We start from the raw sequence: 23,016 nt of genomic DNA on the forward strand, positions 1-23,016 counted from the left end.
GTAGTTGGGGGCTTCCCCCTGTGAGGATAGGACGTTGCCAGGCAATTGAAAAAGACCGATCTGCATCTTGCAGGTCGGTCTTTTTGTGTATGTTCATTTAGAGTTAAATTATTTGCAATTCACTTTTAAGATGATTACTATTAAATCAAACAATAGTCAAAGATGGTCAGAGAGGTGGTGCCCATGCAAAACATCACAGATATCATCGAAGCCTATTTAAAACAAATCTTAAATGATGAAACAAAAGTTGAAATCAAACGTCAAGAAATTGCCCAGCGTTTTGATTGTGTTCCTTCCCAAATCAATTATGTCATCAACACACGTTTTACAGTCGAAAAAGGCTATTTTGTCGAAAGTAAGCGTGGTGGTGGAGGGTATATCCGGATTCAGAAAATCGTTTTGCTAGATAGTCACGATCTCTTAGACGAGATGAGTGCCTGGGTCGGTGATCAATTAACCGAACAGGCTGCTGAAGATTATTTGATTCGATTAATGAATGAACAATTATTAACGCGACGTGAAGCGATTATCATCCAAGCGTTGTTACGAAAAGAAAGTCTACCGATGGATGTAGAAGATCAACACCGGATGCGAGCGCATCTGATGCAATCACTTCTCCAAACCATCAAGCGATTGTAGCATTGGAGGAATGCCATATGCGATGTCAACGTTGTTTAGAGCGCGAGGCAATCGTACGTGTCAAACTTCCACAAGAAACGGAAGGAGCAGAGCGTGTTTTATGTTCTGTATGTGTCCGAGAGCTTGCGCGCGAGTATCAAGGTACAACGTGTCCTTCTTGTGGTATGACACGACAACAGTTGTTGCATTTGAGAAAAGTTGGTTGTGCGACGTGTTACACCGTATTTAAGGATGAAGTCGATGGAATGGTCCGTCAATTCCAGCATGGCCACTCCAAACATTATGGATCACGCCCTGATGAAGAATCAGTCGAAAAGCGTTTGAAGCAACAGTTAAGCCGGTTAAAAGAACAACTCAATCGGAAGGTCTTGTCAGAAGATTACGAAGAAGCTGAACTGATTAAACAACAGATTGTTAGCGTCGAGGAGGATTTGCGCCATGTTTAAAGAATTATTGACGCATCCTTTAAGTGAAAAAATGAATCAACAAGCCCCTTATGATGACATCGTCGTCTCGACACGGATTCGTTTAGCTCGAAATGCGATGCAATATCCGTTCTCGACGATGCTGTCGGAAAAAGAGGCGAATGAACTGATTGATGAAACGGAACGCCAGTTGAGTGGACTAAAAGGATTCCGATTTGGACGGGTCGACCAGGCGGATGCGCTGACACGGACTGCTTTAGTGGAAAAACACTTAATCAGTCCCGCACTTGCATCCCATCCACGGACGGGATTGTTCATTAGTGAAGATGAACAGATTAGCGTCATGGTGAATGAAGAAGATCATTTCCGGATTCAAACATTGTTTCCGGGTCTACAACTCGAAGAAGCTTTTCGGATCGCGAAACAAGTCGATCAATTGATTAGTGAACGTTTTAAGATTGCCTTTGATGATACACTCGGTTATTTGACAACCTGTCCGAGCAATGTCGGGACGGGACTTCGCGCTTCTGTCATGCTGCATCTACCTGGACTTGTCTTGACGAATCAAATTCAAGGATACGTCAAGCACTTGAGACAGCTTGGTTTTGCGATTCGTGGCCGGTATGGTGAAGGCAGCGACGCCTCTGGGCGGATGTTTCAACTGTCGAATCAACGGACTCTTGGAGCGAGTGAAGATATGCTGATTACGGATTATCTTTTTGCTGTTGAAGCATTAATTGAGGCAGAACAGGCCGCAAGAAAAGGATTAATGGAGATGTATCAAGAAGAACTAGAAGACCGGTTATACCGGTCGTATGGCATTTTAACATCCGCCCGTTTAATTACGGCACGAGAAGCAACGGAACGTCTATCCGATGTTCGCTTAGCAGATGGGCTAGGATTAGCTGTCAATCTCGCACCGAATGTGTTTCATCATTTACTTGTATCCTTACAAACAGGTTTTCTACAAAAGCATTTCGGGAATCAATTAACAACAAGAGAACGGGACATCGAGCGAGCGAATGTGATTCGTCAGATGTTAACCGAACAGAAACACAGGGATCACACACAAGGAGGTTTTGCGTAATGATGTTTGGACGATTCACAGAACGTGCCCAACGCGTACTCGCACTTGCACAGGAAGAAGCAGTACGACTCGGACACCATAATATCGGGACAGAACATATTTTACTCGGGCTTGTACGTGAAGGAGACGGGATTGCTGCGAAAGCTTTAACAGCACTCGGACTCAGTTCAGATAAAATTCAAATGGAAGTCGAAGCATTGATCGGTCGTGGACAAGATGGTGCGACGACGATTCACTATACGCCGCGCGCAAAAAAAGTCATCGAACTTTCAATGGATGAAGCACGTAAGCTCGGTCATTCGTATGTCGGCACGGAGCACCTCTTACTCGGCTTGATTCGTGAAGGTGAAGGTGTTGCGGCACGCGTCTTAAACAACCTTGGAATCAGTCTTTCTAAAGCACGTCAGCAAGTATTGCAACTGCTTGGGAACAGCGAAACGACAGCTAACGCATCACAAGCAGGCTCAGGCGTCGCGACGCCAACGCTAGATGGCTTGGCACGCGACTTGACGCAACAAGCACGTGAGACACGTCTCGACCCAGTCATCGGACGCGCAAAAGAAATTCAACGTGTCATCGAAGTCTTGAGTCGTCGGACGAAAAACAACCCGGTTTTGATTGGGGAGCCAGGTGTTGGTAAAACAGCTGTCGTCGAAGGACTCGCCCAACAAATCATCAACAATGAAGTGCCGGAAACGTTACGGAATAAACGCGTCATGGTTCTCGACATGGGGACGCTCGTCGCCGGGACGAAATACCGTGGTGAGTTCGAAGACCGTTTGAAAAAGGTCATGGATGAAATCCGTCAAGCTGGAAACATCATTCTCTTCATCGACGAATTGCACACATTGATTGGTGCAGGTGGAGCAGAAGGCGCAATCGATGCGTCAAATATTTTAAAACCATCACTCGCGCGCGGTGAACTCCAATGTATCGGTGCGACGACACTTGACGAATACCGCAAATATATCGAAAAAGATGCAGCGCTTGAGCGTCGTTTCCAACCAATTCAAGTCGCTGAACCAACAGCGAACGAAGCAACACAAATCTTGTTTGGTCTTCGTGACCGTTATGAAGCCCACCACCGTGTCACGATCACGGATGAAGCGATTCAAGAAGCGGTGACGCTTTCTGACCGTTACATCTCAGACCGTTTCCTACCGGATAAAGCAATCGACTTGATTGACGAAGCGGCTTCAAAAGTTCGTCTTCGTTCATATACAGCACCACCGAACTTAAAAGAAGTCGAAGCAAAACTTGAAGGCATCCGAAAAGATAAAGACGAAGCCGTCCAAAGCCAAGAATTCGAAAAAGCAGCAAGCTTACGCGACACAGAGCAAAAACTTCGCGATGAGCTCGAGCGCTTAAAAGAAGAATGGCAGAACAAACAAGGCAATGAGAAGCTTGAAGTCACAAAAGATGATATCGCGCAGGTCGTCGCGAGCTGGACGGGTGTACCCGTAACGAAAATCGCTGAAGAAGAAACCGATCGTTTGCTCCGTCTCGAAGAAATTCTTCATAGTCGGGTCATCGGTCAAAATGAAGCGGTCAAATCAATCTCAAAAGCAATCCGTCGCGCACGTGCCGGACTCAAAGATCCTAAACGTCCAATCGGTTCATTCATCTTCCTCGGTCCAACGGGTGTCGGTAAAACAGAGCTTGCCCGTGCCGTCGCAGAATCGATGTTTGGTGACGAGGATGCCATCATCCGAATCGACATGTCAGAATACATGGAGAAACATGCAACAAGCCGACTCGTCGGTTCACCTCCTGGATATGTCGGATATGAAGAAGGCGGTCAATTGACTGAAAAAGTACGCCGTAAACCGTACTCCGTCATCTTGCTTGATGAAATTGAAAAAGCTCACCCTGAAGTCTTCAACATCTTGCTTCAAGTGCTCGATGATGGACGTCTTACGGATTCAAAAGGCCGGACAGTCGATTTCCGTAATACGATCATCGTCATGACGTCGAACGTCGGTGCAAGTGCCCTCAAACGGAATAAATACGTCGGGTTCACAGTGTCGGACGATACGGACCGCGAATACAAAGACATGAAGGGGAAAGTGATGGACGAACTGAAGAAAGCCTTCCGTCCTGAGTTCTTGAACCGGATTGACGAAACGATCGTCTTCCACTCACTTGAGAAAAAACACATCGAAGAGATCGTCAAACTCATGGCGAAGACTCTCGAAAAACGCCTTGCGGAACAACAGGTTCACTTTGAATTGACACCTGCCGCGCTTTCGAAGATTGCCGACATCGGATACGACCCAGAATACGGAGCTCGCCCAATCCGTCGTGCACTTCAACGAGAAGCTGAGGATCGTTTGTCGGAAGCATTGCTTGCGGGAGACATTCAAAAAGGAGAACGTGTTGCACTTGATGTAGAAAACGATGAATTCATCGTCCGCCGCCACCAAGTGGAACCGGCAACGACAGAATAAGTGATCAACAGGGTCCAGCTTTCGCAAGTACGAAGCGAAAGCTGGGCTTTTTCTTGGATAGAGAAAGGATGAACAGAGTGGCTAAAATGAAGACGAAATTTGTTTGCCAAAGCTGTGGGACGGAGTCACCGAAATGGATGGGACGCTGCTCCGGCTGTGGGGAATGGAATACGATGGTCGAAGAAGTCGTCGAGGAGAAGAAAGCACGACGCGGTTCCGCTTTTGTCCATACGACGACGAAACAATTGAAACCGGAACGTCTCGCAAATATCGTCTCACAAGAAGAAAGTCGTGTCTTCACGGGGAGTAGTGAATTTGACCGTGTGCTCGGCGGCGGGATTGTGCCCGGATCGATGGTCCTCGTCGGAGGTGACCCGGGAATTGGGAAATCGACGATTCTGTTACAGACAAGTGCGCGCCTTGCACAACGCGGCGAAAAAGTCCTCTATATCTCAGGTGAGGAATCGCTCAAACAGACAAAACTCCGCGCTGAACGGCTCGGTTTACCGACTCAAGACTTATTCGTGCTCAGTGAAACGGACATGAATATGATTGAGCGGGTCGTCGACGAAGAAAAACCAGGCTTTTTAATCATCGACTCGATTCAAACGGTCTATATCGATGAAATTCAGTCTGCCCCTGGTAGCGTCACGCAAGTACGTGAATGTACGGCGATGCTGATGAAAATCGCGAAGAGTCGCGGCATTGCCATCTTTATCGTCGGTCACGTCACGAAACAAGGTTCGATTGCCGGACCTCGTTTACTCGAACACATGGTCGATGCCGTCCTGTACTTCGAAGGGGAACGTCACCATACGTTCCGGATCCTCCGTGCCGTCAAAAACCGGTTTGGTTCGACGAACGAGATTGGAATCTTTGAAATGCGGGAGTCTGGTTTAGAAGAAGTCTTGAATCCATCGGAAATCTTCCTCGAGGAGCGGACGTCCGGTGTATCGGGTTCGACAATCGTTGCTTCGATGGAGGGGACACGGACTGTTCTCGTTGAGTTACAAGCCCTGATTTCACCGACATCATTCGGTAATCCACGCCGTATGGCAACAGGGATTGACCAAAATAAAGTGGCCTTGCTGATGGCAGTGCTTGAGAAACGATCTGGTTTACTGCTCCAGACACAAGATGCCTATTTGAAAGCAGCTGGTGGCGTCAAGCTCGATGAACCGGCGATTGACCTCGCCGTCTGTGTCGCGATTGCCTCGAGTTTTCGCGACAAGCCGACACGTCCGACAGATGTCGTCATTGGTGAAGTAGGTTTGACGGGAGAAGTCCGGCGCGTCTCACGGATTGAGCAACGCGTCGCAGAAGCTGCGAAGCTCGGATTCACACGAGCCATCATTCCGAAAAACAATCTCGGGGGATGGACCTATCCGGACGGCATCACGGTCATCGGTGTCGAAAGTGTTGACGAAGCGTTACGCGAAACCATCCCGTTTTAAACGCCTGAAATGTAGGAAAAGATGGGGAGGCTGTAATGGATATGTAAACAGTTTCCCCACCTTAAGGCGTAGGTGATTCAAATAAATACATGTTACAATGAACTTAAAATAATAGAAGGAGGTGGGAAGATTGAAAATCATCATTCGAATCTTTTTCGCGTTACTCGGTCTTGCGCTTGGTGTCTTGTTATTGCCCCAGTTATTTCAATTAATTGAAGCGGCGACAGGGATGACTTTCCCGGAATGGTTGATGACGACATACGTAACCGGAACGATTGGTGCACTCATATTTTTATTAATTGGATTATTCATTACGGATGCGGTTATTCGACTTCTCCGATTTTTAGAAGAAAAACTAGTAAAGGCGCCCGCTGCAGATTTATTCTTTGGAACATTTGGTCTCTTGCTAGGTCTCGTGATGGCATTTCTCGTCAGCATGTTGATTGAACTTGTCGGGATTCCGCTGCTTAGTAATGTCTTAACCATTTTCGCGACTGCCTTATTCGGATACCTCGGCTTTACGGTCGGATATCGCAAACGGCATGAGTTGACGAAAATCTTTTTACGGTCAAACAGTAGTAACTCGGATAAAAAGTCGACACCGGAACCCGTTGTTGTCGCAAAATCAAACAGTAAAGTACTCGATACGAGTGTTATCATCGATGGACGGATCACAGATATCGCGAAGACCGGATTTGTTGAAGGGAAACTGATCGTTCCGCAGTTCGTGATTGGGGAACTTCAATACATTGCCGATTCATCGGATACATTAAAACGAAATCGTGGACGCCGGGGGCTTGACGTCTTAAAAGAACTCCAATCAATCCCTGGAATGGAAGTCGAAATTTATGATGGTGACTTCGAGGATGTACCAGAAGTCGACATCAAACTGATTAAGCTGGCAGAGTTGATGAAAGGAATTGTCGTTACGAACGATTACAACTTGAATAAAGTGTGTGAAGTCCGGAACGTACCCGTCTTGAACATCAATGATTTAGCAAATGCCGTCAAGCAAGTTGTGATTCCGGGTGAAGAGATGATGGTGCTTGTCATCAAAGAAGGAAAAGAGCAAAAGCAAGGGATTGCCTACCTCGAAGATGGCACGATGGTCGTCGTCGAAGGTGGTAAACACTTGATTTCGAAAACGATTGGTGTTGTCGTGACGAGTGTCCTTCAGACGTCTGCTGGACGGATGATTTTTGCGAAGCCACAAGAAAAATAAGGGACTGCCACAACTGTGGCAGTCTTTACTTATGAGAAAAGAGGGAATGCAGTGATAGAACAGACATACCGCGTCGTCATTCCGGCAGCTGGTGCCGGAAAAAGAATGGGCGCAGATCGTAATAAACTGATGCTGCTGTTACGGGACCGTTCAATCATTGAGTGGACACTCGATGTGTTTGAAGCCGATCCCTTATGTGAAGAAATCATTCTTGCCATCAATCCGGCGGAACAAGTCTGGTTTGAGCAAGTGACGGACCGATACGCAACGCCTGTACGCCTTGTTGCCGGAGGACGGGAACGGCAAGAAAGTGTCTTACGCGGACTGGAAGTCATCGAAGCACCCGGTATCGTGTTGATTCATGACGGCGCCCGGCCATTCATCGAACAGACAGCGATTCATGCCGTCGTCGCGGCGGCAGTCGAGCACAAAGCAGCGATTCTCGCCGTCCCGGTCAAAGATACGGTCAAACGGATCATCGGAGAGACGATCGTCGAAACGGTTCCGCGTGACGAACTGATGGCAGCTCAAACACCGCAAGCCTTCGATCTCGACACGATCCGAACCGTCCATCAAAAAGCAGCAGAACACTATTTAGGTACAGATGATGCAAGTTTGATAGAATGGGACGGAGGAAAGGTGACGCTCGTCACCGGTCAGTATGAAAATATTAAAGTGACGACACCGGATGATTTATGGTTTGGTGAAGCGATCTTAATGAAACGAGGGAAATAACGATGATTCGAATTGGACAAGGTTTTGATGTACATGCATTCGCAGAAGATCGGAAACTCATTTTAGGTGGGATTGAAATCCCACATACGAAAGGATTACTCGGTCACTCGGATGCGGACGTCTTGCTCCATACGATTGCGGATGCAGCACTCGGAGCGATTGCAGAAGGGGATATCGGCAAACATTTTCCGGACACCGATCCTGAGTTCAAAGATGCGGACTCTGCTAAACTGCTCGAACATGTCTATGCACTCGTCAAGCGTAAAGGATATGAATTGAGTAACTTAGACGCGACCGTCATCGCGCAAGCGCCTAAATTACGCCCGTACATCGATACGATGCGTGCGCGGATTGCGGAACTGCTTGAAGCGGACATCGAGCAGATCAATGTCAAAGCGACGACGACGGAATGGCTCGGGTTTACAGGGCGCGAAGAAGGAATTGCGTGCCAAGCTGTGATTCTGCTGAAACGAATCGAAGAATAAGGTATACTAATTAAGCGAATTTGAGACTAAAGGAGTGATCGGCAATGGCAGAAGTACGTGTACGTTATGCACCAAGTCCGACCGGGCACCTTCATATTGGGAATGCACGGACGGCTTTATTCAACTACTTGTTCGCACGTCATGCGGGCGGGAAAATGATTTTACGGATTGAGGATACGGACCAAAAACGAAACATTGATGGTGGCGTTGAAAGTCAGATGAAGTACCTCGAGTGGCTCGGAATCGATTGGGATGAAGGTCCAGGCCGCGGTGGCGATTACGGTCCTTACTTCCAAATGGAACGGCTTGATCTTTATCAAAAATACACAGACGAGTTACTTGAAAAAGGACTCGCCTACCGTTGCTACATGACCTCGGAAGAACTTGAGGCGGAACGTGAAGCACAAATTGCACGTGGTGAAGCACCGCGTTATTCAGGTGCACACCGAGATTTATCGCAAGAACAAGAAGACGCATTCGTCGCGGAAGGACGGACACCATCGATTCGGATTCGTGTACCGGAAAGCGTGACATATACGTGGAACGATATCGTCAAAGAAGACGTATCGTTTGAATCAAAAGACTTCGGGGACTGGGTCATCGTCAAAAAAGACGGGATTCCGACGTATAACTTCGCCGTTGTCGTCGACGATCACTTGATGGCAATCAGCCATGTCTTACGTGGAGACGACCACATCTCGAACACGCCGAAACAGATGATGATTTATGATGCGTTCGGTTGGGAGTATCCAACATTTGGTCACATGACGCTCATCGTCAACGAAGAGCATAAAAAACTGTCGAAACGTGATCAATCAATCATTCAGTACATCGAGCAGTATAAAGACCTCGGGTATCTCCCGGAAGCGTTACTTAACTTCGTGACGTTGCTTGGTTGGTCGCCGGTCGGAGAACAAGAAATCTTTACGAAAGAAGAATTCATCGAGATCTTTGATGCGTCCCGCCTGTCGAAGAGTCCAGCTGTTTTCGATCAACAAAAACTCGCTTGGATCAATGGGCAGTACATGAAACATCAATCGTTCGAAGAAGTATTCGAAGCGAGTCTTCCATTCCTTCAAGCAGCAGGACGCGTCTCAAACAAGCCGTCAGCAGAAGAACTCGACTGGGCGAAGAACCTCGTCGGACTTTACCGTGAGCAGATGACACACGGAGCGGAAGTCGTTGAGCTTTCAGAGATGTTTTTTGAAGATGAAGTGGTGTATGATGAAGAAGCAAACACTGTCTTGAGTGGCGAAACGGTTCCGACCGTCTTAGCTGAATTCGCGAACCAATTGCGGACACTTGAAGAGTGGACGCCGGAAGCGATCAAAGCATCGATTAAGGCAACACAAAAAGCAACCGGTCAAAAAGGAAAAAATCTGTTCATGCCAATCCGCGTCGCAACGACGGGGCAAACACATGGTCCAGAACTTCCGAATACGATTCAACTATTAGGAAAAGACCGCGTACTTGCGCGACTAGACGTATAAATAAAGCGTAGATGAGGAAAGTAGTGTCAATGTTTCTTCTCCAGAGACAAGCTTGTGTGGTGCGAGAGCTTGAAGAAAATTGCCATGAAATGCCCCTCTGAGTGCTACCCGAAATCAGTGAGAGTAGGCGTAGACGTATCTCCGGCGTTAACGGACACGGAGAGGGACGATTGATTCGTCCAAACAGAGTGGGACCGCGCTAATTAGCGTCTCTGTGCAGCGATGCACGGAGGCGCTTTTTCTTATGGAGAGGAGATTGAACATGACACGTATACGAGAAGACATTCGCAATGTATTCAACCAAGACCCGTCTGCACGCAGTAGCATTGAAGTCATCTTGACGTACCCCGGCTTACATGCGATTTGGATGCACCGTGTAGCCCATCGGTTATGGAAGTTGAACTTAAAGTTACTGGGGCGAAGCATTTCACAGTTCAGCCGCTTCTTGACAGGGATCGAAATTCATCCGGGTGCGACGATTGGTCGTCGCTTCTTCATCGACCATGGGATGGGTGTCGTCATCGGAGAAACAGCCATCATCGGCGACGATGTGACGATTTTTCAAGGCGTGACGCTCGGCGGGACGGGCAAAGAGACGGGCAAACGTCATCCGACGCTCGGTAATGGCGTGCTCGTTTCAGCCGGAGCACGTGTACTCGGTGATATTTCGGTCGGGGATGCATCAAAAATCGGGGCAAGCTCAGTCGTCCTAAAAGACGTCCCTGCTAACGCAACCGTCGTCGGGATTCCGGGACGTGTCGTCATCCAGGACGGAATGAAAGTCGAGGCCCCTCTCGATCACCGTCTACCGGATCCCGTTAGTGAGTGCCAGGAACGGATTGAAATTGAAATCGAAGAACTAAAACGGGAAATTGAACGAATCAAAGGAGGACTTCGGAATGATACAACTCTACAACAGCATGACCGGAAAAAAGGAACCATTTAAACCGTTAGAAGAAGGTAAGGTCAAGATGTACGTCTGTGGACCGACCGTCTATAACTATATCCACATTGGTAATGCCCGCCCGGCAATTGTCTTCGATACAGTCCGCCGCTACTTTACGTACCGCGGTTATGAGGTTCAGTACGTCTCGAACTTTACGGATGTCGATGATAAAATCATTCGGACGGCAAATGAACTCGGTGAAGATTATCATGACTTAACGAAACGTTTCATTGCCGCGTATCATGCAGATACGGGCGCTTTGAACGTCCAACAAGCGGACGTCCATCCGCTCGTTACGGAGACGATGGATGATATCATCGACTTCATCAAAGTTCTCGTTGAAAAAGGGAATGCCTATGCTTCAGGCGGAGATGTCTACTTCCGGACACGGAGTTTTGAGACGTATGGTCAGTTGAGTCAGCAATCGATTGATGAATTACAATCGGGCGCGCGGATTGAAGTCGGCGAGAAAAAAGAAGATCCACTCGATTTCGTTCTTTGGAAAGCCGTTAAGCCGGACGAACCGTCTTGGACAAGTCCATGGGGTGAAGGACGTCCGGGCTGGCACATCGAGTGCTCGGCGATGGCAAAGAAATACCTTGGCGATACGATTGATATCCATGCCGGTGGACAAGACTTGAAATTCCCGCACCATGAAAATGAAATTGCCCAGTCGGAAGCATGCAATTCTCAAAAATTCGCGAACTACTGGATGCACAATGGATTCGTCAACATCGAAAACGAGAAGATGTCGAAATCACTCGGAAACTTTTTGACGGTCCATGAAGCGATTCAAGTCGTCGATCCAATGGTCTTACGCTTCTTCATGCTGTCTGTTCAGTATCGTCATCCGATCAACTACAGCCGTGAGCTGATTGATCAAGCGGTCAACGGTCTCGCGCGAATTCGGGAGTCGGTCGCAAACGTCGAGCATCGTCTCGCGATGACGGCAGATCTCGGAACGGCAAACGAAAAATGGTTAAAGCGGATTGAAGACATCAAGCAACATTTCATCACGTCGATGGATGATGACTTCAATACAGCGAACGCTGTAACGGATTTGTTCGATTTATCGAAAGAAGCAAATCTTTATCTTGCAGAAGCACAAGCGTCAAAAGAAGTTCTTGAGCGCTTCCTGACCGTTTTCAATGAATTGTCGGGCGTATTAGGTGTAACGTTGACGGTCGACCGCGGACTGCTCGACGAAGAAGTCGAACAGTTGATCACAGAACGAAACGAAGCACGGAAAAATCGTGATTTCGGACGGGCAGATGAAATCCGCGATCAGTTACGCGACCAGGGCATCTTGCTTGAAGATACAGCACAAGGGATGCGGTGGAAGCGCGGATGAAGAACTATAAACAATTGAACGCGCTCGCGCTCGCCTATATGGGAGATGTCGTCTATGAGATGCATGTAAGAGAGCGACTACTTGACCGTGGTTTCGTCAAACCAGGCGAGTTGCATAAAGCAGCGGTCCAGTATGTCCGGGCGCAAGCACAGGCGACCGTCGTTACACATTGGCTCAATCAGGGAACACTGACAGAAGAGGAACAAGCCGTCGTCCGGCGTGGGAAAAATGCGAAGTCCGGTTCTGTACCAAAAAGTACGGATGTCCATACGTACCGCTACGCGACGGCGTTCGAAGCATTGTTAGGCTACATTTATCTTTCAGAAGGAGGGGATCGTCTTGAAGAACTCATCGGGCAAGCGTTCGAATTACTCGAAGCCGAAACGACAGACGGAAAATAACCCAGTCGATCAAGGACAGCGCCCTAAGACTGGCGAAAAACGAAAACGTGTTGAAAAGAAACAAGAGGACCCGGTCGTCATCGAACCACTCGCGGAAGGGCAGGATTTCCTTTACGGACGAAATCCTGTTCTCGAAGCGTTACGAAGTGGACGCGAAATGAATAAACTCTTTATCCAGGAAGGTCAACAAAAAGGTCCACTCGCCGTCATCCACGCGATGGCGCAAGAAGCGAATGTCCAAATTCAAATCGTCCCCCGTTCAAAACTGCATGGTCTGACAGGGAGCGACAACCATCAAGGTGTCGTTGCGGCAGTTGCCGCCTATGAATACGCGGAACTCGACGATATCTTTGCCCTAGCAGAGAAGAAGGATGAGACACCACTCATCGTCTTACTCGACGAGCTGGAAGACCCGCATAACCTCGGTTCGATTCTTCGGACGGCAGACGCTGTCGGAGCGCACGGGGTCATCATTCCGAAACGCCGCTCGGTCGGATTGACACAAGTCGTCGCAAAAGCATCGACGGGTGCAATCGAGCATATTCCGGTCGTTCGCGTGACGAACTTAACGCGGACGATGGAAGACCTCAAGAAAAAAGGGCTTTGGTTCGTCGGGACGGATGCGCGTGAAAGTGATGATTACCGGACGCTTGACGGAACGATGCCGCTTGGAATCGTCATTGGTAGTGAAGGAAAAGGGATGAGTCGCCTCGTCCGAGAGAAATGTGATTTCCTTGTCCACCTTCCGATGGCGGGCCATGTCACGTCACTCAATGCTTCCGTTGCCGCGTCACTCTTATTGTATGAAGTGTACCGGACGAGAAAGCCGTACGCGCGATGAAATATGACCGTCTGATCGTTGATGGCTACAATATCATTGGCGCATGGCCGGAATTCCGGACATTGCGGGAGCAAGATTTTGAATTAGCACGGGAACGATTGGTCGATGCAATGGCGGAATATCAGGCAGTGACAGGAATTAGTGTCACCATCGTCTTTGATGCCTATCTTCAGCCAGGGCGCGAGTCACGCTTAAAAAAGAGTGGACTCGAGGTCATTTATACACGCGAGAATGAAACTGCTGACGAATGGATAGAAAAAACGGCAGCCGAGTGGTTACAAGACATCCGTGTCAAGCTGACGGTCGCGACGAACGACTTCACGGAACAATGGGTGATCTTTACGCTCGGCGCACTCCGCATCTCGGCACAAGAGTTGAGACGGGACTGGAAAGCAGCGGTCGCCGTCATTCAGGGACAGACGACGATGTCGAAGACGAGCAAGAAACCGCGGTCGACTATCGATTTGCCGGCAGATGTCATCGAACGGCTTGAACAAATCCGAAGAAGAAAAAATTCAGATCAGTAAGGGGGTCTCCCCTTAAAAATAAACCGTTTTCTTGACGTACCTGTCGAGAAGGCGGTTTTTTTAAGGGCGAAATACAGATAAAAAGAGGTCATGCCAATTTTCACTGTCGCAGGATAGGAAATTATTGTATAATTGTAGGCAATTGATTAGTTCGTCATAGAAGCTTGGAGGGATGAAGGATGAGTTTGGTTTCGTTCGACCAGTTTGAGTGCATGTCTGATGAGGCGCTTGTGGAACAAGCGAAGGTATTCGATAATAGCGATGCCCTTGAATTTTTGATCGAGCGCTATCGTAACTTCGTACGTGCGAAGGCCCGGTCATATTTTTTGATTGGTGCGGACCGCGAAGATATCATTCAAGAAGGTATGATTGGCCTATACAAAGCAGTACGTGACTACCGGACTGATAAGTTGGCTTCTTTTAAAGGATTTGCCGAACTCTGCATCACACGGCAAATGATCACGGCAATCAAGACGGCGACCCGTCAAAAACATATTCCTCTCAATTCGTACATCTCGCTTGATAAACCAATTTATGATGATGAATCTTCTGAACGGACGTTGCTTGATATCATCACTTCGACGGCACCATCGGATCCGCAAATCTTGATCGTCAACCGAGAAGAGTATGCAGACATCGAAACGAAGATGGATGAAATTCTTAGTGACTTAGAACGAAAAGTGTTGGCACTTTATCTCGACGGAAGAACGTACCAAGAGATTTCGGATGATCTCGATCGCCACGTCAAATCAATTGATAACGCGTTACAGCGTGTCAAACGGAAACTGGAGCGATACCTCGAGGCACGTGAGTTGATTGTCTAACCGCGAGGTGGATTGACCAATCCGACTACCGTATGCTACTGTATAAATAGCGCCTTACTAGCGAGACGCCGCTCATAGGCGTTTTTTTTTACGCTCTTTTTTGGAGGAATCTCCTCCGTTCGAGAGAGAGAGCGGCAAAGAAGGAGGTCTTTTGAGATGGCGAAGAAAGTAGGCCTTGCTTGTGATATTTGCGGTGCCCGCGATTATACGACGATGAAAAAAGAGGATGTCACAGTCCGCTTGGAATTGAAAAAATTCTGTCGGCGTTGTAACGCGCATACGATTCATAAAGAAGCGAAATAAGGCTTCATCTATCCCGATTTAATACATCCTGGAGGGAAAGTACGATGAAATTTTTGCGTGACGTATGGAATGAACTGAAAAAGACGAGCTGGCCAAAACGAAAAGAATTGACGAAGTACACATTGACGGTAATCGGTATGGTTATCTTCATGGGCGTCTTCATCTTTGGTATCGATTCTGGTCTCAGCGCACTCATGAGTTGGTTGATTAAGTAAAAGAAGAGGTGGCGTACCATGGATAAACAGTGGTTTGTCGTCCAAACGTACTCTGGATTCGAAAACAACGTCAAGGCTAACCTTGAACGTCGGATCGAGTCTATGAACATGGACGAGAAAATCTTCCGTGTACTCGTTCCGATTGAAACGGTACAGGAAGAAGTAACGAATAAAAAAGGCGAAACAAAAATCAAAGAGCGTGAAGTTAAGATTTTCCCGGGGTATGTCCTCGTTGAAATGGTCATGACGGATGATTCTTGGTATGTTGTTCGTAACACACCGAACGTAACCGGATTCCTCGGTTCAGTGGGTGGTGGATCGAAACCGACGCCGCTTCTTCCTGAAGAAGCTGAAAACATCCTTGGTTCAATGGGACTTGTCGACATGAAGAGTCGTTATGACTACTCACTCGGTCAAATCGTCCGAATCAAAGAGGGTGCCTTCGAGAACCTTGAAGGAACGGTTGAAGAGCTTGATACAGAAACAGAAAAAATGAAAGTTTCTGTAGATATGTTCGGTCGCGAAACGAAAGTAGAACTCGATTTTTCACAAGTTGAAAAAATCGATTAAGTTTCCTATTGCGAATGTTTTGTTTTAATGGTACAATTTTTCCTGTTTGATGTTGTGCTTATTTCGATAAATAACTCGTCGAATAGAATGAGTGGGAGGACGCGCAACGTCCAATTAAACCACATTAAAGAATTAAGGAGGTGTGTCTCGTGGCGAAGAAGGTTATGAAACTAGTTAAACTTCAAATTCCTGCGGGCAAAGCAAACCCAGCTCCACCAGTTGGACCGGCACTCGGTCAAGCAGGTGTGAACATCATGGGCTTCTGTAAAGAGTTCAACGCTCGTACACAAGACCAAGCCGGCTTGATTATCCCTGTAGTCATCACGGTTTTTGAAGATCGTTCATTTACGTTTATTACTAAAACTCCACCAGCAGCAGTTCTCTTGAAGAAAGCAGCTGGAATCGAGAGCGGTTCAGGCGAGCCTAACCGTAAGAAAGTAGCGACTGTCAAACGTGACAAAGTTCGCGAAATCGCTGAAACGAAAATGCCAGACCTCAACGCAGCATCTGTTGAAACAGCGATGTTGATGGTTGAAGGTACTGCACGTTCTATGGGTATCGTAATCGAAGACTAAGTCTTTCGAATTACAATGAACAACGATGAGGGTCGCAGGCGGATAGTTAATTGAAGCCTTGCTACCCTTTCATTATGTGGGAGGATTTTCCGCACAACCACAAAGGAGGAACCTAAAATGGGTAAGAAGTACAAAGAAGCTGCTAAACTTATCGATCGTACGGTTTCATACGAACTCGCTGAAGCTGTAGACTTAACTAAAAAGTCTGCAACAGCGAAATTCGATGAAACGATTGAACTTGCTGTTCGTCTCGGAGTCGATCCGAAGAAAGCAGATCAACAAATCCGTGGAGCAGTCGTATTGCCACACGGTACTGGTAAAACACAACGCGTTCTCGTCTTCGCGAAAGGTGAGAAATTGAAAGAAGCGGAAGCTGCTGGAGCAGATTACGCTGGTGATTCTGAGTATATCGCTAAAATCCAAAAAGGATGGTTCGACTTCGATGTTATCGTTGCGACACCTGACATGATGGGTGAAGTTGGTAAACTCGGTCGTGTTCTCGGACCTAAAGGCCTCATGCCTAACCCGAAAACAGGAACTGTTACATTTGACGTCACAAAAGCAATCAACGATATCAAAGCTGGTAAAGTTGAGTACCGTGTCGACAAATCAGGTAACATCCACGTTCCTGTCGGTAAAAAATCATTCGATAACGAGAAGTTGGTTGAAAACATCACTACCGTTATGGAAACTCTCGTAAAAGTTAAGCCTGCTACTGCTAAAGGTGTTTACCTTAAAAACATCGCGATCGCTTCTACAATGGGTCCTGGTGTTAAAGTATCTTCAGCTGACTTCGCGAAATAATTTCGTCTAAAACGAACTTGACAACGTTCTAAGAACGCTGTTACAGTATAAAACGTTGATATATTCGACATACCGTAGACAGAAGGTGCTCATCGATTGAGCTTAAACCCTTCCGAGGTGTTCTTGCTCAGAGAGCCTGTTTGTTCAGGTATCCTTTTTGACGATTACGCCTCCTCTGCCCTGCAGAAGGAGGCTTTTTATTTGAAATCGAGCAGCCCCTCGCGCCGGTACAATTTATTTACCAGGAGGTGCAACAGAAATGGCAAACGAAAAAGTTATCGCTGTCAAAGCGGATCTCGTATCTGAGATCGCTGAGAAAATGCAAGCGAGCGCTGGAACAATCGTCGTCGACTACCGTGGTCTCACAGTAGACGAAGTCACTGAACTTCGTAAACAACTCCGCGAAGCGGGTGTTGAATTCAAAGTTTACAAAAACGGTCTCCTTCGCCGCGCAGCAGTTCAAAGCAACCTTGAAGGTCTTGACGAAGTATTCACTGGTCCTAGTGCGATCGCATTCAGCAATGAAGACGTTATCGCGCCAGCTAAGATCTTGAACAACTTCTCTAAAGAACACAAGGCTCTCGAACTTAAAGGTGGTATCATCGAAGGCAAAGTCACTTCAGTAGAAGATGTCAAAGCCCTTGCAGAACTTCCATCACGCGAAGGTCTCCTTTCAATGCTCCTCAGCGTGCTTCAAGCGCCAATCCGCGGTCTCGCGGTGGCAACGAACGCAATCGCAGAGCAAAAAGAAGAACAATCTGCTTAATGTCCGCTTAGCGGGATAGGCAAACACACAATTTTTCAAACCCCAACGTGGGCTAAATCAAAGGAGGAAAACCATAATGGCTTTCAACAAAGAGCAATTTATCGAAGACCTCAAGGGCATGACTGTTCTTGAACTTAACGAACTCGTAAAAACAATCGAAGAAGAATTCGGCGTATCAGCAGCAGCTCCAGTAGCAGCAGCAGGTGCAGGCGCAGCAGCAGCTGAAGAGCAAACTGAATTCGACGTAATCCTTACTAGCGCAGGTTCTGGTAAAATCAACGTCATCAAAGCAGTTCGCGAATTGACAGGCCTCGGTCTTAAAGAAGCGAAAGCACTCGTTGACGGAACTCCGGCTCCAGTTAAAGAAGGCGTTTCGAAAGAAGACGCTGACGCAATCAAAGCTAAGCTTGAAGAAGCTGGCGCAAGCGTAGAAGTTAAGTAATTTTCTTCTTCCGCAGACAAAAGAAGCTCGCTTTGCGGGCTTCTTTTGTTTTCATCTTTAATCAAGAGAGGGGAAGGAAACATGGCAGACCATTATTATACGAATGATCCCTCCTCAAAACGAGATCCGAAATCATGGGAGTTCGTCCTACGCGGCGAAACGTTCCGCTTCACATCGGACCATGGTGTGTTCTCAAAAGGTGGCGTCGACTTTGGTTCGCGTCTATTGATTGAGGCATTCGTTGAGCCGGATGTACCGGGTGCGATTCTAGATGTCGGTTGCGGATATGGACCGATGGGGATTTCACTGGCAAAAGCGACCGGGCGTGACGCGAAACTCGTTGATGTTAACGAACGGGCACTTGAACTAGCGGCTGAAAATGCACGTGCGAATGGTGTTTCCGTGACGACCGGTGTAAGTGACGGGTATGTTGGCGTAGGTGATGAGACATTTGCAGCGATCGTGACGAATCCACCGATTCGGGCAGGAAAAGCAGTTGTTCATCGGATTTTACGTGAAGCTTATGATCACCTCGTAGTAGGGGGCGCCCTCTGGGTCGTCATTCAGAAAAAACAAGGGGGACCATCAGCGAAGAAACTGATGGAAGAAGTCTTCGGTTCTTGCGAGACAGTAACCCGCGATAAAGGGTATTCAATATTTAAATCAATTCGGTCTTGACAAATCGGGTGATTTGTCGTTGACCTTGTGTTGTGTCTATGATAGTATTATAAAATGCCATTGGAGTGATTTTTGGATAAGCAGGTTGAAAGTAGCTGGCGTTCTCGACTACAGATGATTGAGTAGACAAGACGTCGCTTTTTTGCGCTTATCGGTCAAAAAATGGCTTCAATGTTCGATATTACACCCGTCCTTCTCTAGAAGAAGAAGTGGGTCTGAGAGGTGAATCAGTTGACTGGTCAACTTGTTCAGTACGGTCGTCACCGTCAGAGAAGAAGCTATGCACGTATCAGCGAAGTATTAGAACTTCCAAATCTAATTGAGATTCAAACGAATTCATACGAATGGTTCCTACGGGAAGGTCTTCGTGAGATGTTTCATGACATTTCGCCGATTTCCGACTTCACAGGAAATCTCGTATTAGAATTCATCGATTACTCGCTCGGTGAGCCGAAGTATTCGATTGATGAATCGAAAGAACGCGACGTGACCTATTCGGCACCACTGCGCGTTAAAGTCCGTCTTCAAAACAAAGAGACGGGTGAATTGAAGGAACAAGAAGTCTTCATGGGTGACTTCCCGCTTATGACGGAGTCGGGAACATTCATTATTAATGGTGCGGAACGAGTTATCGTTTCTCAGCTTGTTCGTTCGCCAAGTGTGTATTACAACAATAAGTTAGATAAGAACGGTAAACGTGGATTTTCGGCAACGGTCATCCCGAACCGTGGAGCATGGCTCGAACTTGAGACAGATGCGAAAGATATCGTATATGTCCGAATCGACCGCACGCGTAAGATTCCTGTAACGGTTCTTTTACGTGCTCTTGGTTTCGGTACGGATCAGGAAATCATCGATCTCCTTGGAGATGATGAGTACCTCCGGAATTCGCTTGAAAAAGATAATACAGAATCAACGGAAAAAGCCCTCATCGAAATCTATGAGCGTCTACGCCCGGGTGAGCCACCGACAGTTGAAAATGCGAAAGCACTTCTCGTGTCACGGTTCTTCGACCCGAAACGTTACGACTTGGCAAACGTTGGTCGCTATAAAATCAATAAGAAGCTTCATCTGAAGAATCGTCTGTTCGGACAAAAGCTTGCGGAAACGCTCGTTGACCCTGAAACAGGTGAAGTAATCGCAGAAGCTGGAACGGTTCTTGACCGTCGTATGCTCGACAAAGTCTTGCCATTCCTTGAAGGATCTGTCGGTTACATCGAAGCGACGCCAACTGGCGGCGTAACACAAGGCGAAGCCTTCAACTTACAGTCGATCAAGGTGTTCGCACCGGACGATGCTGAAGGTGAACGCATCATCAATATCATCGGTAACGGTAACATCGATCGTGACATCAAGCACATTACGCCTGCTGACATGATTGCTGCAATCAACTACTTCTTCAACTTGTTGCATGAAGTAGGAACAACAGACGATATCGACCACCTCGGTAACCGTCGTCTCCGTTCTGTCGGTGAATTGCTCCAAAACCAGTTCCGTATTGGTCTTTCACGTATGGAACGTGTCGTTAAGGAACGTATGTCGATTCAAGATCAGAATGCGATCACGCCACAGGCATTGATCAACATTCGTCCTGTTATCGCGTCAATTAAAGAGTTCTTCGGTAGCTCACAGTTATCACAGTTCATGGACCAAACAAACCCGCTCGCTGAGTTGACGCACAAGCGTCGTCTATCTGCTCTCGGACCCGGTGGTTTGACACGTGAGCGTGCTGGCTTTGAAGTTCGAGATGTTCACTACTCGCATTATTCCCGTATGTGTCCAATCGAAACGCCAGAGGGACCAAACATCGGTTTGATCAACTCACTGTCTTCGTTCGCGAAAGTCAATGAGTATGGTTTCATCGAAGCACCATACCGCCGTGTCAATCCGGAAACGGGTGTTGTCACGGATGAAATTCACTACATGACGGCAGACGAAGAAGATCTCTACGTCGTTGCGCAGGCAAACATGTTGTTGACGGAAGAGAAGACGTTCCAAGATACACACGTCCTCTCGCGTTTCCGTGGACAAAACTTGTCTGTTGAGCCATCACGTGTCGATTACATGGATGTTTCTCCGAAACAGGTTGTTTCGGCAGCGACAGCATGTATTCCGTTCCTTGAGAACGATGACTCGAACCGTGCCCTCATGGGAGCAAACATGCAACGTCAGGCCGTACCACTTCTCGATCCAGAATCTCCGATTGTTGGAACTGGGATGGAGTACGTGTCTGCGAAAGACTCAGGAGCTGCCGTTGTTGCAAAACACTCTGGTATCGCTGAGCGCGTAACGGCTCGTGAAATCCTTGTCCGTCGTACGACGGAAGTCGATGGCAACATCGTTCAAGGTGAACTTGATCGTTATAAAATCCAAAAATTCATTCGTTCTAACCAAGGAACGTGCTATAACCAAAAACCAATCATCAAAGCAGGCGATCCTGTCGATAAAGGCGAGATTCTTGCAGATGGTCCATCAATGGACGGTGGGGAACTTGCGCTCGGTCGTAACGTACTCGTCGGTTTCATGACATGGGATGGTTACAACTACGAGGATGCCGTCATCATGAGCGAACGTCTTGTGAAAGATGATGTCTACACGTCGATCCACATTGAGGAATACGAATGTGAATCACGCGATACAAAACTCGGACCGGAAGAAATCACTCGTGATATTCCGAACGTCGGTGACGACGCCCTGAAAAACCTCGACGACCGCGGAATCATTCGTGTCGGTGCTGAAGTAAAAGATGGGGATATCTTAGTTGGTAAAGTTACACCTAAGGGCGTAACGGAATTGACAGCTGAAGAACGCCTGTTACATGCGATCTTCGGTGAAAAAGCACGTGAAGTGCGTGATACATCACTCCGTGTACCACACGGCGGCGACGGTATCATCCTTGACGTCAAAATCTTCGATCGTGATAACGGCGACGAACTATCTCCTGGTGTCAACCAGTTGATCCGTGCGTACATCGTTCAAAAACGTAAGATTCACGAAGGAGATAAAATGGCAGGTCGTCACGGTAACAAAGGTGTTATCTCACGTATCTTGCCAGAAGAAGACATGCCGTACATGCCAGACGGCACACCAATCGACATCATGTTGAACCCACTTGGTGTACCATCACGGATGAACATCGGGCAGTTGCTCGAGCTTCACCTTGGTATGGCTGCACGCCAACTCGGAATCAAAGTCGCATCACCGGTATTTGATGGTGCACGTGAGGAAGATGTTTGGGCAACGATTGAAGAAGCCGGTATGGATCGCGACGCGAAGACTGTTCTTTATGACGGTCGTTCGGGTGAAGCGTTTGATAACCGCATCTCGGTCGGTGTCATGTATATGATTAAACTCGCCCACATGGTCGATGATAAGCTTCACGCACGTTCGACGGGTCCTTACTCACTCGTTACGCAACAGCCGCTCGGTGGTAAAGCCCAGTTCGGTGGACAGCGTTTCGGAGAGATGGAAGTTTGGGCACTTGAAGCATATGGTGCCGCGTATACACTCCAAGAGATCTTAACGATCAAATCGGATGATACGATCGGTCGTGTTAAAGCGTATGAAGCGATCGTTAAAGGCGAAAATGTACCGCAACCGGGCGTACCGGAATCGTTCCGAGTTCTCATTAAAGAACTTCAATCACTTGGTATGGACGTTAAGATGATGTCTGCTGAGGACGAAGAGATCGAAATGAAGGACGACGACGAGGACAACATCCCGAACGCGACTCCAGCACTCGAAGAAGTTCAAGCGCCTGTCGCACCAGTTGTTACTGAAGAGGAATAA

At 47.6% G+C, this 23,016-nt stretch carries 24 protein-coding genes and 2 other annotated features; all 24 genes read left to right on the forward strand.

The annotated features are described in order from the left end of the window. Positions 1-183 precede the first annotated feature (183 nt). The 24 genes from KNP98_RS14280 to rpoB all read left to right on the forward strand — a co-directional run bounded on the left by KNP98_RS14280 (position 184) and on the right by rpoB (position 23,016). Entirely contained in the window at positions 184-639 is a 456-nt protein-coding gene (locus KNP98_RS14280; protein ID WP_088835991.1) for a CtsR family transcriptional regulator, read from the forward strand. Positions 640-656: 17 nt separating this feature from the next. Beyond that, on the forward strand, positions 657-1,085 hold the full coding sequence (locus KNP98_RS14285) for a hypothetical protein (RefSeq protein WP_088835992.1): 429 nt from the start codon (positions 657-659) through the stop codon (positions 1,083-1,085). Beyond that, positions 1,078-2,151 (forward strand): protein arginine kinase, encoded by a 1,074-nt coding sequence (locus KNP98_RS14290; protein ID WP_214771737.1) that lies wholly within the window; start codon positions 1,078-1,080, stop codon positions 2,149-2,151. Before KNP98_RS14285 ends, KNP98_RS14290 begins: the two co-directional genes overlap by 8 nt. After that, positions 2,151-4,598 carry an ATP-dependent protease ATP-binding subunit ClpC gene (clpC, locus tag KNP98_RS14295; RefSeq protein ID WP_088835994.1) on the forward strand — a complete coding sequence of 816 codons (2,448 nt, stop codon included), beginning with the start codon at positions 2,151-2,153 and terminating at the stop codon, positions 4,596-4,598. Before KNP98_RS14290 ends, clpC begins: the two co-directional genes overlap by 1 nt. Positions 4,599-4,675: 77 nt before the next feature. Then, on the forward strand, positions 4,676-6,052 hold the full coding sequence (gene radA / locus KNP98_RS14300) for a DNA repair protein RadA (protein ID WP_029332236.1): 1,377 nt from the start codon (positions 4,676-4,678) through the stop codon (positions 6,050-6,052). Positions 6,053-6,182: 130 nt separating this feature from the next. Then, the gene (locus tag KNP98_RS14305; RefSeq protein ID WP_088835995.1) at positions 6,183-7,274 is read left to right on the forward strand and encodes a PIN/TRAM domain-containing protein; all 1,092 of its coding nucleotides are present in this window, start codon (positions 6,183-6,185) and stop codon (positions 7,272-7,274) included. Between the two features lie 51 nt (positions 7,275-7,325). Beyond that, on the forward strand, positions 7,326-8,009 hold the full coding sequence (ispD, locus tag KNP98_RS14310; protein WP_088835996.1) for a 2-C-methyl-D-erythritol 4-phosphate cytidylyltransferase: 684 nt from the start codon (positions 7,326-7,328) through the stop codon (positions 8,007-8,009). A 2-nt stretch (positions 8,010-8,011) separates the two neighbouring features. Further along, positions 8,012-8,494, forward strand: coding sequence for a 2-C-methyl-D-erythritol 2,4-cyclodiphosphate synthase (gene ispF / locus KNP98_RS14315; RefSeq protein WP_029332239.1), 483 nt, complete (start codon positions 8,012-8,014; stop codon positions 8,492-8,494). Between the two features lie 44 nt (positions 8,495-8,538). Continuing rightward, complete coding sequence (gene gltX, locus KNP98_RS14320) at positions 8,539-9,984, forward strand: glutamate--tRNA ligase (protein ID WP_214812139.1); 1,446 nt, start codon at positions 8,539-8,541, stop codon at positions 9,982-9,984. Beyond that, positions 9,984-10,201 (forward strand) — a binding site (T-box leader). (Overlaps the previous gene by 1 nt.) Before the next feature lie 45 nt (positions 10,202-10,246). Further along, the gene (gene cysE / locus KNP98_RS14325) at positions 10,247-10,930 is read left to right on the forward strand and encodes a serine O-acetyltransferase (RefSeq protein WP_088835998.1); all 684 of its coding nucleotides are present in this window, start codon (positions 10,247-10,249) and stop codon (positions 10,928-10,930) included. After that, positions 10,884-12,281, forward strand: coding sequence for a cysteine--tRNA ligase (gene cysS, locus KNP98_RS14330; RefSeq protein ID WP_214812142.1), 1,398 nt, complete (start codon positions 10,884-10,886; stop codon positions 12,279-12,281). The genes cysE and cysS overlap by 47 nt, the downstream gene beginning before the upstream one ends. Beyond that, positions 12,278-12,682 carry a Mini-ribonuclease 3 gene (locus KNP98_RS14335; protein ID WP_214805995.1) on the forward strand — a complete coding sequence of 135 codons (405 nt, stop codon included), beginning with the start codon at positions 12,278-12,280 and terminating at the stop codon, positions 12,680-12,682. Before cysS ends, KNP98_RS14335 begins: the two co-directional genes overlap by 4 nt. A 79-nt stretch (positions 12,683-12,761) precedes the next feature. After that, a complete protein-coding gene (gene rlmB / locus KNP98_RS14340; protein ID WP_088838388.1) occupies positions 12,762-13,523 on the forward strand; it encodes a 23S rRNA (guanosine(2251)-2'-O)-methyltransferase RlmB in 762 nt (253 codons plus the stop codon). Next, positions 13,520-14,050 (forward strand): NYN domain-containing protein, encoded by a 531-nt coding sequence (locus tag KNP98_RS14345; RefSeq protein ID WP_088836001.1) that lies wholly within the window; start codon positions 13,520-13,522, stop codon positions 14,048-14,050. The genes rlmB and KNP98_RS14345 overlap by 4 nt, the downstream gene beginning before the upstream one ends. A gap of 179 nt (positions 14,051-14,229) precedes the next feature. After that, positions 14,230-14,874 carry an RNA polymerase sporulation sigma factor SigH gene (gene sigH / locus KNP98_RS14350; RefSeq protein ID WP_088836002.1) on the forward strand — a complete coding sequence of 215 codons (645 nt, stop codon included), beginning with the start codon at positions 14,230-14,232 and terminating at the stop codon, positions 14,872-14,874. 156 nt (positions 14,875-15,030) lie between these two features. Next, complete coding sequence (rpmG, locus tag KNP98_RS14355) at positions 15,031-15,177, forward strand: 50S ribosomal protein L33 (protein ID WP_029332247.1); 147 nt, start codon at positions 15,031-15,033, stop codon at positions 15,175-15,177. A gap of 44 nt (positions 15,178-15,221) precedes the next feature. After that, positions 15,222-15,392: a preprotein translocase subunit SecE gene (gene secE, locus KNP98_RS14360; RefSeq protein ID WP_029332248.1), complete on the forward strand. Its 171-nt coding sequence runs from the start codon at positions 15,222-15,224 to the stop codon at positions 15,390-15,392. 18 nt (positions 15,393-15,410) lie between these two features. Continuing rightward, positions 15,411-15,962, forward strand: coding sequence for a transcription termination/antitermination protein NusG (gene nusG / locus KNP98_RS14365; protein WP_088836003.1), 552 nt, complete (start codon positions 15,411-15,413; stop codon positions 15,960-15,962). A gap of 149 nt (positions 15,963-16,111) precedes the next feature. After that, a complete protein-coding gene (gene rplK, locus KNP98_RS14370) occupies positions 16,112-16,537 on the forward strand; it encodes a 50S ribosomal protein L11 (protein WP_012368996.1) in 426 nt (141 codons plus the stop codon). A 117-nt stretch (positions 16,538-16,654) separates the two neighbouring features. Then, positions 16,655-17,341 (forward strand): 50S ribosomal protein L1, encoded by a 687-nt coding sequence (rplA, locus tag KNP98_RS14375; RefSeq protein ID WP_029332250.1) that lies wholly within the window; start codon positions 16,655-16,657, stop codon positions 17,339-17,341. Between the two features lie 54 nt (positions 17,342-17,395). Continuing rightward, positions 17,396-17,550: a sequence feature (ribosomal protein L10 leader region), on the forward strand. Positions 17,551-17,600: 50 nt separating this feature from the next. Further along, positions 17,601-18,107, forward strand: coding sequence for a 50S ribosomal protein L10 (rplJ, locus tag KNP98_RS14380; RefSeq protein ID WP_029332251.1), 507 nt, complete (start codon positions 17,601-17,603; stop codon positions 18,105-18,107). Positions 18,108-18,183: 76 nt separating this feature from the next. Beyond that, a complete protein-coding gene (gene rplL, locus KNP98_RS14385; protein ID WP_012368999.1) occupies positions 18,184-18,549 on the forward strand; it encodes a 50S ribosomal protein L7/L12 in 366 nt (121 codons plus the stop codon). 81 nt (positions 18,550-18,630) lie between these two features. Continuing rightward, positions 18,631-19,227, forward strand: a complete 597-nt coding sequence (locus KNP98_RS14390) for a class I SAM-dependent methyltransferase (protein WP_088836004.1) — start codon at positions 18,631-18,633, stop codon at positions 19,225-19,227. Between the two features lie 231 nt (positions 19,228-19,458). Beyond that, positions 19,459-23,016 (forward strand): DNA-directed RNA polymerase subunit beta, encoded by a 3,558-nt coding sequence (gene rpoB, locus KNP98_RS14395; protein ID WP_088838389.1) that lies wholly within the window; start codon positions 19,459-19,461, stop codon positions 23,014-23,016.

Source organism: Exiguobacterium sp. s127 (assembly GCF_018618695.1).
In the GTDB taxonomy this organism is placed as follows: domain Bacteria; phylum Bacillota; class Bacilli; order Exiguobacteriales; family Exiguobacteriaceae; genus Exiguobacterium_A; species Exiguobacterium_A oxidotolerans.